Origin of the sequence: Altererythrobacter sp. Root672 (assembly GCF_001427865.1) — a bacterium.
Taxonomy (GTDB): Bacteria; Pseudomonadota; Alphaproteobacteria; order Sphingomonadales; family Sphingomonadaceae; genus Croceibacterium_A.
This window is the reverse complement of sequence record NZ_LMHH01000003.1, coordinates 1-15093: the sequence shown is the minus strand read 5'-3', so window position 1 is coordinate 15093 and position 15093 is coordinate 1. Positions and strand designations below refer to the sequence as shown.

General features: G+C 63.7%; 16 protein-coding genes and 1 tRNA gene. 5 read left to right on the top strand and 12 right to left on the bottom strand.

Features of this window, described 5'->3' with window-relative positions; all coding sequences use genetic code 11:
- Positions 1-30: 30 nt before the first annotated feature.
- The 4 genes from msrA to rpe form a co-directional block, all read right to left on the bottom strand.
- Positions 31-693 carry a peptide-methionine (S)-S-oxide reductase MsrA gene (gene msrA, locus ASD76_RS14155; protein ID WP_055924407.1) on the bottom strand — a complete coding sequence of 221 codons (663 nt, stop codon included), beginning with the start codon at positions 691-693 and terminating at the stop codon, positions 31-33.
- Between the two features lie 237 nt (positions 694-930).
- The gene (gene purH, locus ASD76_RS14150; RefSeq protein ID WP_055924405.1) at positions 931-2520 is read right to left on the bottom strand and encodes a bifunctional phosphoribosylaminoimidazolecarboxamide formyltransferase/IMP cyclohydrolase; all 1590 of its coding nucleotides are present in this window, start codon (positions 2518-2520) and stop codon (positions 931-933) included.
- Between the two features lie 60 nt (positions 2521-2580).
- Positions 2581-4494: a heparinase II/III domain-containing protein gene (locus tag ASD76_RS14145; protein WP_055924401.1), complete on the bottom strand. Its 1914-nt coding sequence runs from the start codon at positions 4492-4494 to the stop codon at positions 2581-2583.
- Positions 4491-5153: a ribulose-phosphate 3-epimerase gene (gene rpe, locus ASD76_RS14140; protein ID WP_055924398.1), complete on the bottom strand. Its 663-nt coding sequence runs from the start codon at positions 5151-5153 to the stop codon at positions 4491-4493. Before rpe ends, ASD76_RS14145 begins: the two co-directional genes overlap by 4 nt.
- A gap of 349 nt (positions 5154-5502) precedes the next feature.
- Here rpe and ASD76_RS14135 point away from each other — a divergent pair, with 349 nt between their 5' ends.
- Positions 5503-6015 carry a DUF2141 domain-containing protein gene (locus ASD76_RS14135; protein ID WP_055924395.1) on the top strand — a complete coding sequence of 171 codons (513 nt, stop codon included), beginning with the start codon at positions 5503-5505 and terminating at the stop codon, positions 6013-6015.
- Between the two features lie 9 nt (positions 6016-6024).
- Here ASD76_RS14135 and ASD76_RS14130 read toward each other — a convergent pair whose 3' ends face one another.
- Together ASD76_RS14130 and ASD76_RS14125 are read right to left on the bottom strand one after the other, a co-directional pair.
- A complete protein-coding gene (locus ASD76_RS14130; RefSeq protein ID WP_055924392.1) occupies positions 6025-6933 on the bottom strand; it encodes a hypothetical protein in 909 nt (302 codons plus the stop codon).
- Positions 6930-7820 carry a diacylglycerol/lipid kinase family protein gene (locus tag ASD76_RS14125; protein WP_055924389.1) on the bottom strand — a complete coding sequence of 297 codons (891 nt, stop codon included), beginning with the start codon at positions 7818-7820 and terminating at the stop codon, positions 6930-6932. Before ASD76_RS14125 ends, ASD76_RS14130 begins: the two co-directional genes overlap by 4 nt.
- A 340-nt stretch (positions 7821-8160) precedes the next feature.
- Between ASD76_RS14125 and ASD76_RS14120 the strand changes: the two genes are divergently transcribed.
- Together ASD76_RS14120 and ASD76_RS14115 are read left to right on the top strand one after the other, a co-directional pair.
- A complete protein-coding gene (locus ASD76_RS14120; protein ID WP_055924386.1) occupies positions 8161-9366 on the top strand; it encodes a M20 metallopeptidase family protein in 1206 nt (401 codons plus the stop codon).
- An 82-nt stretch (positions 9367-9448) separates the two neighbouring features.
- Positions 9449-9525: transfer RNA gene (locus ASD76_RS14115), tRNA-Arg, on the top strand.
- Positions 9526-9615: 90 nt separating this feature from the next.
- On the opposite strand, the gene ASD76_RS14110 is transcribed toward ASD76_RS14115, so the two are convergent.
- From ASD76_RS14110 to ASD76_RS14095, 4 genes are all read right to left on the bottom strand, one after another.
- Entirely contained in the window at positions 9616-10911 is a 1296-nt protein-coding gene (locus tag ASD76_RS14110) for a hypothetical protein (RefSeq protein WP_156457745.1), read from the bottom strand.
- An 84-nt stretch (positions 10912-10995) separates the two neighbouring features.
- Entirely contained in the window at positions 10996-11460 is a 465-nt protein-coding gene (locus ASD76_RS14105; RefSeq protein WP_156457744.1) for a hypothetical protein, read from the bottom strand.
- A 165-nt stretch (positions 11461-11625) separates the two neighbouring features.
- Positions 11626-12027 carry a hypothetical protein gene (locus ASD76_RS14100; protein WP_055924377.1) on the bottom strand — a complete coding sequence of 134 codons (402 nt, stop codon included), beginning with the start codon at positions 12025-12027 and terminating at the stop codon, positions 11626-11628.
- 1 nt (position 12028) lies between these two features.
- On the bottom strand, positions 12029-12511 hold the full coding sequence (locus tag ASD76_RS14095; protein WP_055924374.1) for a hypothetical protein: 483 nt from the start codon (positions 12509-12511) through the stop codon (positions 12029-12031).
- Between the two features lie 172 nt (positions 12512-12683).
- On the opposite strand from ASD76_RS14095, the gene ASD76_RS14090 reads away from it, so the two are divergent.
- Positions 12684-12881 carry a helix-turn-helix domain-containing protein gene (locus ASD76_RS14090; protein WP_055924371.1) on the top strand — a complete coding sequence of 66 codons (198 nt, stop codon included), beginning with the start codon at positions 12684-12686 and terminating at the stop codon, positions 12879-12881.
- 255 nt (positions 12882-13136) lie between these two features.
- Here ASD76_RS14090 and ASD76_RS14085 read toward each other — a convergent pair whose 3' ends face one another.
- Positions 13137-13409, bottom strand: a complete 273-nt coding sequence (locus ASD76_RS14085) for a hypothetical protein (protein ID WP_055924368.1) — start codon at positions 13407-13409, stop codon at positions 13137-13139.
- Between the two features lie 83 nt (positions 13410-13492).
- Here ASD76_RS14085 and ASD76_RS14080 point away from each other — a divergent pair, with 83 nt between their 5' ends.
- Positions 13493-14221 carry a hypothetical protein gene (locus tag ASD76_RS14080; RefSeq protein ID WP_055924365.1) on the top strand — a complete coding sequence of 243 codons (729 nt, stop codon included), beginning with the start codon at positions 13493-13495 and terminating at the stop codon, positions 14219-14221.
- Positions 14222-14238: 17 nt separating this feature from the next.
- Here the strand turns inward: ASD76_RS14080 and ASD76_RS14075 are convergent, their stop codons facing one another.
- Positions 14239-14835, bottom strand: a complete 597-nt coding sequence (locus ASD76_RS14075; protein ID WP_055925857.1) for an SOS response-associated peptidase — start codon at positions 14833-14835, stop codon at positions 14239-14241.
- Positions 14836-15093: the final 258 nt, after the last annotated feature.

Sequence of the window (15093 nt, the reverse complement as noted above, 5' to 3'; positions counted from 1 at the left end):
GAATATAGGGCTGGTGTTGCCGGGCGGCAATCAGCCTGTCTGATACACCGCGCGATAGAGCGACGGATACATCGCCTTGAACGCCGCCACCTTGGGCGCGTCATAGCGCAGGATGTAGCCCTGGTTCGGGTTCCGCTTGGCGAAGTCCTGATGATAGTCCTCAGCCGGGTAGAACGTCTTTGCGCTCTCGACCTGGACCACGATCGGCTTGTCCCACACCCCGCTCGAACGCATCTGTGCGAGATAGGCGGTGGCGACTTGGCGTTGCTCTGCCGAAAGCGGAACGATCGCGGCGCGATATTGCGTACCGCTGTCGGGGCCCTGGCGATTCTTGAGCGTGGGATCGGCCACTACCGAGAACAGGATCTGGAGAAGCTGGTCGTAACGTATGACCTTGGGGTCGTACGTCACCTTGACCGATTCCGCGTGTCCGGTGCCGCCGGCGGAAACCATTTCGTAATGCGCGGTGGCCGCACTACCGCCGTGATAGCCCGAAACCGCGCTGGTCACGCCCTTGGTATGGCTGAAGACCGCTTCGACACCCCAGAAGCAACCGCCAGCGAAGATCGCGGTCTTGAGACCGGTCTCGTTCGCCTCGCGCTTGGCTGAGGGAGCGTTAAATGTGCTTTCGGCGGCCACGGCTGAACCGCAACCTGCCAAGGCGAGCGCGCCTGCTGCGAGCAAGGCGCGCATGCCGGTCAAACCAGTTGCGGCAGCATGTACACCGCCAGCGCGATCGCGGCGATGCCGAAGCCGGCGAAGAAAGAGCGGAACACGTCCGGGGTGAAGAGACCCATTGTCGTTACTCGAATTGCTTTCGAAGGATTTCATCGGCTCTACCTCGCAAGTGCTTGAGAGACTCTGAACATGGTTGTTGTCGGCCGTTCATATAGGAACGGTTGCGGCACTCGCAATCGGCTCGCTTGGGCCTCAGTGTCGAAAGTGGCGCATTCCCGTGAAGACCATCGCGAGACCGGCCGCGTCGGCTGCGGCGATGACTTCATCGTCGCGCATCGCGCCACCAGGTTGGATAACCGCGGTGGCGCCCGCCTCGATCGCGGCTTCGAGCCCGTCGGCGAACGGTAGGAATGCCTCTGACGCCATCGCGCTGCCGACCGTCCGCGGCGCGGGCCATCCGGCCGCCTCGGCCGCCTCGCGTGCGCGGATCGCGGCGATACGGGCAGAATCGCGGCGGTTCATCTGTCCGGCGCCGATGCCAACAGTGGCGTTGTCCTTGGCAAAGACGATCGCGTTCGACTTCACGTGGCGGGCGATGGTCCAGGCGAACAGGCAGTCGGCCAGCTCCTGCTCGGTCGGGGCACGCTTGGTCACGACCTTGAGGTCAGGCAGGTCAACCGCCCCGTTATCGCGCGATTGCACGAGCAACGCTCCGGCGATCGGCTTGACCTGCAGGCCACCACGGCGGGCGTTCGGCAGATCTTCGAGCAGCAGCAGGCGCAAGTTCGGCTTTGCTGCGAAGGCTGCCCGCGCCGCGTCATCCGCGCCGGGTGCTACGACGACCTCGGTGAAGATTTCGGTGATCGCCTCAGCCGTCGGGCCGTCGAGCGGGCGGTTGACCGCGACAATTCCACCGAAAGCCGAAACGGCATCGCAAGCCAGCGCCGTGCGGTAGGCCTCTACCAAGGTCTCCGCCTGCGCCACGCCGCAAGGGTTGGCGTGCTTGACGATGACCACGGCTGGACCCTGGTCCTTGAACTCGGCCACCAGCTCGAGCGCCGCATCAGCGTCGTTGTAGTTGTTGTAGCTGAGCTCCTTGCCCTGGACCTGTTCCGCCTGGGCGAGGCCCTTAATGTGCGGCCCGAGCGGGGTGTAGAGCGCGGCCTTCTGGTGCGGGTTCTCGCCATAGCGCAGCTCGCCCACCAAGCGGCCGTTTACCGCCAGCATTTCCGGGAACAGCCGCTGCTGGTCGGCAAAGGCGAACCACTGGCTGATCATCGAATCGTAAGCCGCCGTGGCGGAAAAGGCCTTGGCGGCCATGCGCTTGCGGAATGCGAGCGTGGTCGCGCCATCATTCTCGGCCAGTTCTTCGAGCAGGACCGAATAGTCTTCCGGATCGGTGACGATGGTCACGAAGGCATGGTTCTTCGAAGCCGAGCGGATCATCGCCGGGCCGCCGATGTCGATGTTCTCGATGATCTCGTCCCGCCCAGCGCCGCGCATCACGGTCTCTTCGAAGGGGTAGAGATTGGACACGAGCAGGTCGATCGCTCCGATCTCGTGCGCGTCCATCGCCGCGGCATGTTCCGGATCGTCGCGGACGGCGAGCAACCCGCCGTGGATCAGCGGATGCAGCGTCTTCACGCGACCATCCATCATCTCGGGAAAGCCGGTCACGTCGGACACGTCGCGCACCTGCAGCCCCGCGTCGCGCAGAGCCCGCGCCGTACCCCCGGTCGAGACCAGCTCGACACCGCCCTTGGCGAGGCGCGAGGCAAGCTCGACCACACCGCTCTTGTCGGACACCGAAAGGAGGGCCCGCTTGATCGCTACCTGAGTCATGGAGGGCTACCTAGGGCTTAGGTCGCCGGCTTGGAAGGGTCGTGATGACCCCGGCGGCAGCTAGGCCCTGATCTTCTTGAGAAGCCAGGAGAAGTTGCCGCCCCCGCGCGAGACCATGCCTTGCATCACCAGCTGCTGCACCGGATGCGGCCGGCCGTCACCGTCAACCCACAGGCTTTCGTCGACTTCCAGCGATCCTTCGCTGGTCACGAACTGCCAATAGCTGCCGTCGGGCAGGGCCAGCGTGGCGCCGCGTCCGTTCTCGCCAGCGGTCACTTCGACCATCGGGCCAAGGTGGAAGCGGAGGGCATAGGGAACCTTGCCCCGCTTGCCCTTGCGCCCGGCGGGAACGAGCAAGTCCTCACCGCGCAGCTCGGTACCGTCGTCGCGCAGGATCAGGATACGCCGGTGCACCAGGCCCACGCGCGCGACATAGCCGTCATGGCTAGCCTCGATCCGTGTTGCCGAAGCGCCCTTCTCGGCCGTCATCGTGCGGCGGTCGACCTCGACTTCCGCCACCCCGGAACCGAGCTTCCCGGCCACGACCACGGCCGTGGAGTTGGTGTCGTTCAGCACGAGCGTCGAATGCGCCGCGGTGCCGCGCAGGCCCTGCTCGATCCGCACCGGTACCTGGCCACCGGCAAAGGCCGATCCGCCGCAGTTGACGACCAGCCGGTGCGCGCCGTGCGAAAGCTCGAATGCCAGCGTCGAGGCGCAGCCGTGCTGGGCATGGCGCGGCAGTGGCGGCGGGGCGGCGTCGAACTGCAGGACCGACTTGCCCGCCACCACGCGCTGATAGCCCCACTGGCGTGAATCGCGCAGCGGACGGGTGCGAACCCCGCTGGCAGCAACCAACGCGGCGACTGTTTCGGCGCTCACCGCTCCGGAACCCTGCCAGCAGCCGAGGCTGCCGTCGCCATGCGTCAGCGACAGCAGCGGCGGGACCAGCATCTGCAGCATCGTTTCGACTGCCTGCGGGGGGTCGCAGCGCGTCGCACGATAGCAGGCGGCGAGCTCGGTCAAACGGGCGATAGCCTCCATCTGCGCCAGTGGGCTACGCGACAGGACACCGCCATCGGCCCCCACCATCTCCCCCATGGCGCGGGCGAGGCCGGCTTCGCCGAACAGGCGGCGCGGTTTGCCGTCGGGCAGCAGCAGGCCCGCCGCGACGATGGCGCACCAGGCCGCCAGTTCGTCTGCCTTGTCGTCAGCCTTGGACGCATTGCGGTCGAGCCAGCGGGCGGTCTCCTCCATCGAGGCGAGCACCCGCGAACGCAGGGTCTTGTCGTTACCGCCCAGGATCAGCGGTGCGTGGGCGAACCAGGCGAGCAGGCGCGATCCGGCATGGCCGACGCGCCACGCAGCGCCCTTGCCCGGCTTGCCGTTGGCGTCGAGCCAGGCGCCGAGCACGCGCTCCGCAGTCGCAGTGCATTGCTGACGCGGGGCGCAAGCCTCGAGGTCGCGCAGCCAGGTGAAGGCGTGGATCGTGCGCTCGAGCGGCGGCACATGCGGGGCGGCCGGGGAGAAATCGACCTGCGTGATCGGCGACTTTACCCCGTAAACGAGGAAATGGCCCGCACGCAGCGCCGTGCCGGCCACGGCGTTGCCCTTGAGCGGGCTCTGGACCGTCGCCAGCAGGCGGGGTTTGGCCGGCTTGCGGAACGGGGCGGCCAGGGTCGGGCCAGAGATGCCCAGGCGATAGGCGAACCGCACGAGCCGCTCGCCGATCGTGGTATCCGGTGGCGTGAAATCGGTCAGCGCAAGGGCCCGGCCCGTCTCCAGCACCTCGGCATCGGCGGGCGGCGTCTCAACCGGCTGCAGAGCAACCGGAGCAGGGGCCGGAATCGGAGCCGGCGCAGTCACAGCCGTCGCTTCCTCGCGCCGCTTGAGCGGGATCGCCATGGCGGGCGGAGTTTCGTCATCCGCCGCGCGCGCCCCGGTCACAAAACGATTGCGGGACGCGATTTCCGTCATGCCTGCCCCCTCAAAGCGGCGATATTGGCGGCGTATCGATCAGGCCCGCCGGTAAAGGTGGCCGAACCCGCCACCAGCACATCGGCCCCCGCCGCCACGCACAACGGCGCGGTTTCGCGGGTGACCCCGCCGTCGACCTCCAACCGGATGTCGCGGCCGGACTTGTCGATCATCTTGCGCACCGCTTCGATCTTGCGCAGCTGGCTCGAGATGAAGCTCTGCCCGCCGAAGCCGGGATTGACGCTCATGATCAACACCAGGTCGATCTCGTCGATCAGGTAATCGAGCATCTTGGCCGGCGTGCCCGGATTGAGCGAGATGCCCGCCTTCTTGCCGAGCGCCTTGATCGCCTGGACCGAGCGATGGACGTGCGGTCCGGCTTCCGGGTGGATGGTGATAATATCGGCGCCCGCCGCCGCGAACGGCTCGATCCACAGGTCCACTGGCGAGACCATCAGGTGGACGTCGAAAGTCTTGGCGCTGTGCGGACGCAGGGCCTTCACCACGCCCGGGCCGATCGTCAGATTGGGAACGAAGTGGCCGTCCATGACGTCGACATGGATCCAGTCGGCCCCCGCTTCGTCGATCGCGCGCACCTCTTCGCCAAGCCGGGCGAAGTCGGCGGAAAGGATCGAAGGCGAGATAAGCGGTTGAACCATGACGCCCTTAACGCCTTAACAGCGGGGCTGGGGCCAACAACCCGCGCAAAGGGGATTTCCACACGGTAGATCACCCCTGGCAGGAAATGGGACGTTTCGACCCCGTGAAGCTTAGGGTTCCAGCGACGTGCGCGAGTTGACAACTCTTGAAATGGCGGCATTCCACGCCACTCCTTGTTCTAACTCCTGCGTCCTGCGCCGCCTGACGGAATGTGAAACTGGAAATTCAGCGCAAATTCACCGCAAATCTATAGGGGCCTACTCGACGGACATGCACGCATCACTATGGGCACGCCGCGATGTCGGCCGCCATTATTAGCACGAAACGGATGGAGCCGACGGACTGGGCATGGTGAAACCAGGCAATACTAATTGCGCGAAAGCGATAGGCTGGGCTCTCAACGGCCTGGCGCTGGCGGGGCTGCTCATGGCGGCGCCGCTGCAGGCGCAATATAAACAGAAGATCACCAACGACATGTCCCGCTGCCGCGGTGATGGCCCAGCGGTTAGCGTCCGCGTCACTGGCATCAAGTCAGGCACGGGGATAGTCCGGGCGCAGATCTACCGCGCGACCAAGCAGGATTGGCTGGAATCCGGCCGTTGGCTGTACCGCATTGAGCAACCGGCGAAAGCCGGCACCATGACCTTCTGTCTCCCTGTTCCGGGGCCGGGCAATTATGCGGTCGCCATACGCCACGACGTCAACGGCAACGACAAGACAGATCTGACTCAGGACGGCGGCGGCGCTTCGAACAATCCGGCCTACACCCTCTTCAATCTCGGCAAGCCGAGCTACACCAAGACCAGCTTTCCGGTCGGCAAAGAGGTCAAGTCGATCACCATCAACCTGCACTACATGTAAGGGCTGGCTTTAGAGCTCGGAGTTCTTCTCGCGGCGCCGAAATCTAAGCAATCGCCGCAGGATCGCTGGACCGGCGAGGACCGGGTACTTCTCGCGCAGCGGCGTCACCTCGACCTTCTCGCCGGTGTGCCGTTCCACTTTCCACGCAATATAGCGCATGCCGCCTTCGAACGTGGTCGAGGCCTTTGCCAGGCGGGCGAGGTTGAGCAGTTTGCCGAACCGACGCCGCTTCACCCACCATTGCTGGACCTCCCGACGCCACTCCGCGTCGAGCTTGGGCTCAATGGCCTGTCCCACCTGAATTAAGGGAACGCCTTGGGCAGCCAGTGCCAACGGCAACAGCCCCTCGAAGTGTGAACGGTTGGCGGCGATGATCGATTCTTCGCGCCCCGCCGCTTCCACCCGCAATTCCGCGCGGTAGGTCGCCCGGAACAGGGCTCGCCAGTAATCCTCCTCCACGCCCTTGGCCGGCCCAAGGACTACGGCGAGACGTGCGGCGGTTTGCGCGGCAGCGGCGAGGGCGACAGTCACTTCGCTCGCCACCTCGGGACCGCTCGACCACGCCAGCCCGGCCGGCTGCACGAAGCGCGCCCAGATCGTGGTGTCGAGCTTCTCTCCGCCCGCAGCCGCGGCGAAGGTAGCCAAGTTCATGGTCGCGATCTTGGCGCGGAGGGTGATGCCTTCGTGGAGCTTTTCGCGGTAGGAGACCCGCGGCCAGATGCCGCCTTCGACCTCGCCGGGGAGCAGGACGTAGAAGTCGAGCACGCCTTCGAGCGAGCCGGTCCGCAAGTTGGAGCCGTAGAACAGCACCGCGCGCGAGCCGGCCTCTTCGCCAATCTGGCGCGCAAACTCAGCGACTGCAGGGGCGAGAGGCCGTTCCAGCGCCGCGCTGAGACGCGCGGCAAGAGCCCCGCTCACGGGACGACGAAGCGCAGCTTGGGCCCAAGCGAAAGCTGGTACCGGCCTCCTGGGAAGGCTTCCCCGTCGAGGATGAAGCGGTCCGAGATATCCAGTTGGATCGAATCCGATTCGACCACCTGATATCCCGCCCGACGCATCCCTTCGGAGATCTTGCCGCGGATCATCATTGGCAGGCGAAGAAGCAGGCTGCGGCTCGAACTATCGAGCATCGCGGTACGCATGGTCGACGCGTTGCCGTTCAGAAACGGCCTCAAGCCGGCGGGGAATCGACGGAGAGTGGAGGTGAACAGCAAGAATCGCTCGTCCAGACGGCCGATTCCGCTGTGCTCGACCTCACGGCCATCGCCATCGAACAAACGCATGGGCGTGCCGCGACGCCAGACATTGCCGCCGCTACCAAACAGGGCCTGCAGCAAGCTCCCGGCCACGGTGATGCCGACGCCGAGGCTGTTGAACGCGCCCTTCTTGTGCGCCTTCTGGCCGAGCTGGATCGCCGCAGTGTAGGCGCCTGCGCCAAGCACGAAGCCCTGCACCCGGGCGTTTGCGTTATCCCTCAGGGAAACGGCCAACGGGCGGCGCTGCTCGATCTGGCCCGAATGGATCGCGTCCAGCGCTTCGGTCAGCGACCAGTTGAGCGGCAGGCCGAGATCGACCGCCAGCGCGTTGGTCTTGCCATTGGGGAGTACGATCAGCGGAGGCCAGCTCTCTCCGAAAATCCCTGCGCCACATGTGAGCACGTCGCGCACCGTGCCGTCGCCACCGGCCAGCACGATGTAGTCGACCCGGCGTTCGGCAAACTTGCTGAGGATGGCCGGCAGATCCGCCCGGTCGCCCGGCGACTCCATCAGCAGAGTCGCTCTTGCGCTGTTTTCGACAGGAGCCATCTCGCGATGACTCCGCGCATTGCGGATCACACCCACGAGGGGGACCTGCCGGACTGGGGCAGCGACGTGCACGACCGGAGCCGTGGGCTTCACGACTTCCGGCAGTCTGTCGAAAAGATGGACTGACCCGTGCATGGTGCCGCCTTAAACCTTTGCTCCGTTAAAATACTACGGTTTTTCGTCAAATCCAATCTGACTCGGCCCGGACCCCACACAAGATGGGTACTTCCGGGCAGTCCGCAATGCGCACCCTCTATTGTTATGCGCGTGGACGAGGGGTGAACCGGTAATTCATGTAACCAATGCTGGCCCCGTTGCGAAGGGCGGGTTAGACAAGGCCATGCTCGCCGAACACCTCCTCGAACAGGCGCAGTCGCTTGCACCGCGCATCGTCGCCCTCCGCCGCGCCATCCATGCCGAACCCGAACTGGGCCTGGAAACGCCGCTGACACTGGCCAAGGTCAAGGCCGAGTTGTCTGATCTGCCGCTGACCTGGCGCGAAGGCCCGTCCTGCACCGGCGCTGTCGCCGTCCTCCAGGGCACGGGGCCTGGGCCCGCTGTGCTCCTGCGCGGCGACATGGATGCCTTGCCCATGCCGGAGGAGACCGGGCTCGAGTTCGCCTCGACTATACCCGGACGGATGCACGCCTGCGGACACGACACGCATACCGCGATGCTCGCCGGCGCCGCCCGCATGCTCGCCGAGCGGCGCGGGGAGTTCGCGGGCGAAGTGCGTTTCATGTTCCAGCCGGGAGAGGAGGGCTACCACGGCGCCCGCTTCATGCTCGCCGACGGACTCCTCGGCGGCGGAGATACGCCGCTGCCCGACGCAGCCTTCGCGCTCCACATCATGCCGAACTACCGCCACGGTGTCCTCGCGAGCCGCTCCGGCGCCCTGCTCGCTGCCGCCGACATGCTTGAGATTACCGTCACCGGCCGAGGCGGCCATGCTTCGATGCCGCATCAGACTCGCGACCCGGTGCCGGTCGCGTGTGAGATCGTCACCGCGATCCAGGCGCTCGTGACCCGGCGCTTCAATGCGACCGAAGCGGTAGTCGTTACCGTCTCACAACTAAGCGCAGGCAGCGCGCACAACGTCATTCCGGACCAGGCCTTGCTCAAGGGCACGATCCGCACGCTTTCTCCAGAGCGACGACAGGAAGTGCGCGAAGCTCTTAGCCACCTCGCTGAGCATATCGCCCTGGCGCACGAGTGCACTGCAGAGGTCACGGTGACCGAAGGCTTCCCGCCGACGATCAACGACGCGCGTGCCGTGACGCTGTTCGATGCAGTCGCCAGCGACCTGCCCGGCGGAGCCTTCGAGCGGCTCGCCAATCCGATCATGGGCGCCGAAGACTTCTCGTACGTCCTCGAGAAGGTCCCCGGCGCCATGGCCTTCCTGGGCGTGGCCGCCGAAAGCTCCGACTGGGCGGGCTGCTGCGGCATCCATTCGACGCGCATGGTGGTGGACGAAGCCGTCCTCCCGCGCGGCTCGGCGATTCTGGCCGGCTGCGCGCTGCGCTTCCTCGAACGCGGGTGGGAATAAGCGACGGAAAGCGCGGCTAGGGCAAGCCGGCGACCGAATATCGCTTGGCGCAACCCAAACCCGTTGCTAACCGCACCCCCACGCACCCGTAGCTCAGCTGGATAGAGCGCTGCCCTCCGAAGGCAGAGGTCACAGGTTCGAATCCTGTCGGGTGCACCACTCATCTTTCGCTATTGCATTGTTTTAACGTGATTTTGTTGTTGCGGTCAGCTGATCGTTCCCACACACGTTCCCACAAAACGAGTTCGCTTAGGTCCGCCAGACGAGCACTGCGAGCATGATCAAGCAGAGCGCAGCCAACCACACTACTGACCGCTGACGGTCCTCGACCGCATCCAGTCTTCGCTGGATGCCCTTGATAGCTGGGTCGCCGGTGACACTCGCGACAACGTCCGCAATTGAGCTCTCGCTGATTGGACGCTCGTCTGGCTCCAAGTACTCTTCCCCCTCGAACCAAGTGGGATACTCCTTGCGATAGTGCCTCTCCCGCCGCCTGTACTCCCACCTGGGCTCGTCTCCCTCGGACCCGCGCAGCACCACATCCAGGAGCAAGTCGCGGGACTTTTCTGATCGCCAGAGCCCTTCGTTACGGATGAGGTGCAATCGGGCCAGGTCTCCATCGAGCTTCACTGCGGCCTCAAGTGTCTCCTCATCCAGTTTGCTCGCTGCTTCGTATGCGCCACAGCGAAGTGCCACATCGTCACTGTCGATGAAGAGGCGCGGCTTCGCGTCGTGCCTGCCCGCGAGAAGCCGTGCCGCAGCCTGGCGCACTTCTTGGAAGTCGGAAAGTCGGCCCTCCGCATTCCTGTTGGTTTCATCGGCAAGGGCGTCCTCCCCGATGGCTCGCCAGCGAACGAGTGCCTCCGCGATTCCGTCGGTCTTGTAGCTGTCTGCAGGAAGATCTCTGAGGAGCTTCGCCAGATGCCTGGCTGTCTCAGTCCCCGGTTCGAGCTTCTCTATGAGCAACCAGGCAGCCTCAAACGGCTTCCCGGCCATGTACCAGCCCCATCCGTCTTCATGGTCCTGCGTCGATCTTATTTTCTGGAGCTTCGCATTCCCAGCAAGGGCGTCGAGCACCCAGAGGCGCTGCTCCGAGTCTATTGCCTCCCAAGTTTGGTCCATCGATAGGAACCCTTCAAGGAAGCTCTCGTCGAGCGCAGGGTTGCTGAACAATACCCACTGGTCGTCTGGGGATATCGTTTCCAAGTAGGAAAGTAGGGCGTCCTCATCCTCGAACAGGCACAGAGGAAAACGACCGAGGATCTGGGACTTGGCGAGCGCCTGGTTGGAGAGGACGAGCGCGCGTAGTGGCCAATCGTCGGAACCACGCTCGAAGAGTTCCCGTGCGGTCTCGCGATGTAGGCAGTATTCGGCGAGCGAGAGATCTATAAGCCGTTCCCTCCGCGCCAGCAGAGCGGCCTCTGCGTCTTGGCCGATTGGGTCAAAGAGGCTGGCGCCTGCCGCGCGCTGCCTCAGATAGTCCCGAACCTCTTCGGCCGATCTAGCCAAGAGAATAGCCTCTTCGGCCTTCGGTGTCCTTTGCATCGCGCCGCCCGCCCCCGTACTAATCGGCACCTTCCTATCTTAACGCAGCGAAGAGGACAAAAGGGACAATAGAGACGTAAGCGTCTAGTCGTCCTGGTTGCGTTCGGTGAACTTTGGCGGCCGGCGGATCCCCCTGCGGTTTTCGTCTCGTATCCGCTCGATGACGTCCAGCCCATCCAACAGCTCACGCTCCCCTCGGGAAATCTGCGTCCGTTGTCCGAGCAGTTCAGAAGCAGCCATTTGGAGGCCGCCTTTCACCATGCCGTGCATGGCGTAATCCCATCTCCCCCAACGCAAGGTCGAGTCATCAAGGGCCAAGGCGTTCTGAATTTCCCAAGCGGTTGGGTACGCGCCGACCACCTCTCGATAGTCATTAAGGACTTGCAGGACTTCGACTACCTGGCTGCCCACCTCATGAGGTTTTCCCGCCCCGCGTGTGATCCGCATCAAATTTGCCGCCAACTCGCGCAGATGCCAGCGCAATCCGTCTTTCACCCACTCGACTTCCTTGTCCCGTTCGAGATTGGGATTATCCGAAACCAGCCGCATAACACCGCCCCTCCAAGCCGTCGCAACCAGGGGCAACATGGGCTCACGTTCTGCCAGCGGTCAACGGTGCATGTGGGCGCGCCCGCCGACAAAAAAGGGCCCCGCCGAAACGGAGCCCCGTGCTTTGCGCTGCCGAGATAAGGTGCGCTTGTCTTTGAAACTCAATCAATCAAAATCATAGGGCGCGACCACATTCTCCTTTAGCAGCTTCATTGCGGCGTCCAGATTCACGGAGTCCCCGATTGTGCGGATCTGGATGAGTGCTGCGGCGCCGCGTGCGGAAGCGCCGGTATATTTCAGCATCTCGCACCTGTTGCGGACGCTGGTTCGTTGCTCCTCTGTAAGCGTCTCGAACATGGCAATCGCTAACAGCAGCTCCGGGCTGCGCTCCACTAGGAGCAGTGCGGCGGCGTCGGGCATCTTCGCCCGCACACCGGGGTCAATGTACTCGCCCGGCCATTGTGCGCGCATCTCGGGCACGATTGCCCGGAAATGCTTGTTGTAGCGCTGCTGGACTTTGCGACGGGCTGCCGTGGGCAGGCGAACGACGTTGGTAGCGGCTCCCATGTCAGGCCTCCCGCTCGCTCAACCAGCGACCGTAGGCTTCCTGGCGCGCGAGATCGCGCACGGCCTCACGTAGTCCCGGTACGAGTTCCAGAAGACCTTCCAAAGCCTTCACCGCGCCTTCGTGCTGCCGCTCCTCGGTCAGCCATGTGTGAGGGGGAATGTCTTCCCGGCCGGTGTCGGTGGGTTGCCAATAGTCGAGGGCCACAAGCATCGAACGCCCAACCCTTGGCGCGTGGGTGTCCGAACCGAAGGTCAGACTTACATCTCCCCCAAGCGCCTTCCATCGATCCATCCAAGCTCGTGCCATGTGGAGGTAAGCGATTTCCTCAGCGCTCTGGCGACCCGCTGCATATTCTTCGAGGGAATAGCGATCCTCTTCGATGGCGGGCGTTGACGCCGCAAATGCGGCGCCGGGAATGGCAACGGCTGCTGCAGCAATAGGCGCGGCTTTGAGTAGCGCGCGGCGGGTGGTATTGTTTTCCATAGTCGTCCCTTCCGTAGAGGGTTTCGATCAGGCTGGGCGGGAGAGGCCTAATCCTCCCGCCCGGTCGCCTCAGGATGCTCCCGAGGTGATAGCATTGCTATCATTGCTTGTGTTGTTGCGTCAACCCGGCTTGTGAGGTATTTGCTATCACATGGATGCGACACAATGCCGGATGGCCCGTAGTGGCCTCAATATTTCGGGACGTGACCTCGCTAAGCTCGCGGGCGTCGGTTACGCGACCCTCGCACGCTTCGAGTCCGGCGCGAATATCGCGGAAGAAACGCGCGAGAAGCTTGCCAACGCGCTTACCCACGCGGGCGCCCAGTTCACCCACCGCGCGAACCGTGTCGCGGTGTCAGTGCCCAAGTGACAGTTTGCGGAGCAGTACGCGCGCGCGGGTAAGGCAGCCGTTCTAAAGTAGAGGCAAATAGACGGCGGGCTATCACAGGTGAAACGCGGAACGGCCGCGCGACCAGGGGATTGCTCGTCTGGACGCGTCGTGGCCCCCAAAGTTCGGCGCGTCCACCCAATCAGCTCTTTTCCGATGCAGGTTAAGGCTTTCGGCTCGCGACGCGCTTAGGGTGGGGCGGGCGCGTCGCGTCTGTTGGGGCCGGAACGCGGCGGCCTAACCACTTTGTTCGGGCTTCCCCCAGGCCACAATCCACTTTGGCTTCTGAGGCTTCTCCAGTGGCTCGGCAGTGATGTGCGCCCTCCGCTCTCCGCACTCCCCGCAGCGCATGCGACGCTCGATCGCATTGATGTCCTTCTTCCCCCGGATCACGGTCGAGAGCACTGCAGGATCGGCAATGACCACGTGCTTGCACGCTTGGCACTCGACCCTCAGGTGATAGCCTTTGCGGGCGAAGGCGCTTAGCGAATCGAGGCGGTGCCGGACCATTCGCCGTTGGAACGAATGGTGAACAATGAGCAAGTGCTTCGAAGCGCTGTAAAGCGGGCGAGAGCTGTCGTACGAGGAGGGCGATGACTTCACGCCCCCAGGATATCCAAGCGAAACTTGATCGTGCCTCCTTCCATCTGAAGTCACTGTTCGACGCCGAGCAAGACTTGCTTCTGCGGGCAAATCCCCGCGTCGAGTTACAAGTCACCACCGATGGTCCGTGTTATGCCTTCAGAGCTGAGAGGGTCCCAGAAATTCAGCTGGGCGTTATCGTCGGTGACGTTGCCCACAGTCTTCGATGCGCACTCGACTACGCAGTGTGCCGACTGGCGCGAAGAGGGGGCGCGGAGGCAGACCTCACTCGATTGCAATTTCCGTTCGGAAAGGCGGGGCATCCGTTAACCTCGCACGATCGAAAGCATGTACGTGGCTTATCGAGCGCATCCATTGAGCGCATAGAGGCGGCTCGCACCGCCGGGGGTGCTGCCCTAGATTTGCTCCGCGACATCAACAATCAAGACAAGCACCGACTGCTGGTGGCTCATTTCTTTCAGACAGACCAGGCAGGGTTCACGGTCGACCTGGCCGGGGCCACCGGGACCATTACCGGGCCGGCCCTAGACTCTTGGAAGCTTTATAAGCCGTTGGACGATGGCGACATTCTAGCGTTGGGCCACGACGAGCGGTTCACGCCGAATTTCGGGTTCATGCTTTGCTTTGCGATCGAGGGCCAGCACGGCACTTTTCGAGTTTCAGTGCTATCCGAAATTGCGCCAAAGATCCTCGAAGCTATCGACGTTCTCTTGGTCTGACTCGGTCTGGCAAGCGTCTACCTACGAACCCAGGGGTCGGCAGTTCGATTGACTGTCATCATCGCAGGGTAGGGCCGACACAGAAGCTCAGCCGCATCCGGCGGTCCGTCCAACCAGTCTGTCCAGTCCTCCCGCCGCAGGATGACAGGCATTCGGTCATGCACGTCAGCGACGTGGATGCAGGCTTCTGTCATGACCATGCTGTAAGCCGGTCCCCATTCGTCCGTATCCCGCCAGATGCCGGCGACCGCGAACATGTCCTGACCGGGCAGGGAGAACCAGGTACGTGTTTTGCTTCCCTTCTCGCCTTCGGCCTCGGCAAACTCTGTCACCGGGATCAGGCAGCGGCGCTCGGCAAAGCTGAACCGCCACTTGAAGCTGTCGAGCTTATCGGCGCGGGCATTGTTGACTGGCTTCGGCTTGGCGTCGGGTTTCATTCCCTTTAGCCTGAGCGGAAAGCCCCAGACCATCGATCGTAGTTCGCCGTTCGCGACGACCAGGCCAGGATAGCCCGGGTAAATCTCGGCTGGCGCATTGCTCGCGCCCAACTCGACGGCGTTGAAGAGGTTCGCCACCTCGGCCGTCGTCTTGGTCATGCGGTAGAGGTTGCACATGACNATCTCGGCTGGCGCATTGCTCGCGCCCAACTCGACGGCGTTGAAGAGGTTCGCCACCTCGGCCGTCGTCTTGGTCATGCGGTAGAGGTTGCACATGACTGCGAGGCTCGTAGTTGCGAGCCGTTGTGTCAACCGACCCGAATGCGGACGGTCCGCTAGCGACCCATTACGGACGTTTACGGCTGTCTCAGGCTTGCCGAGAAGCGGACGGCAGGTAAGTTGACGGGATGCTGCGTCGATTGGCCTTTTCAATTC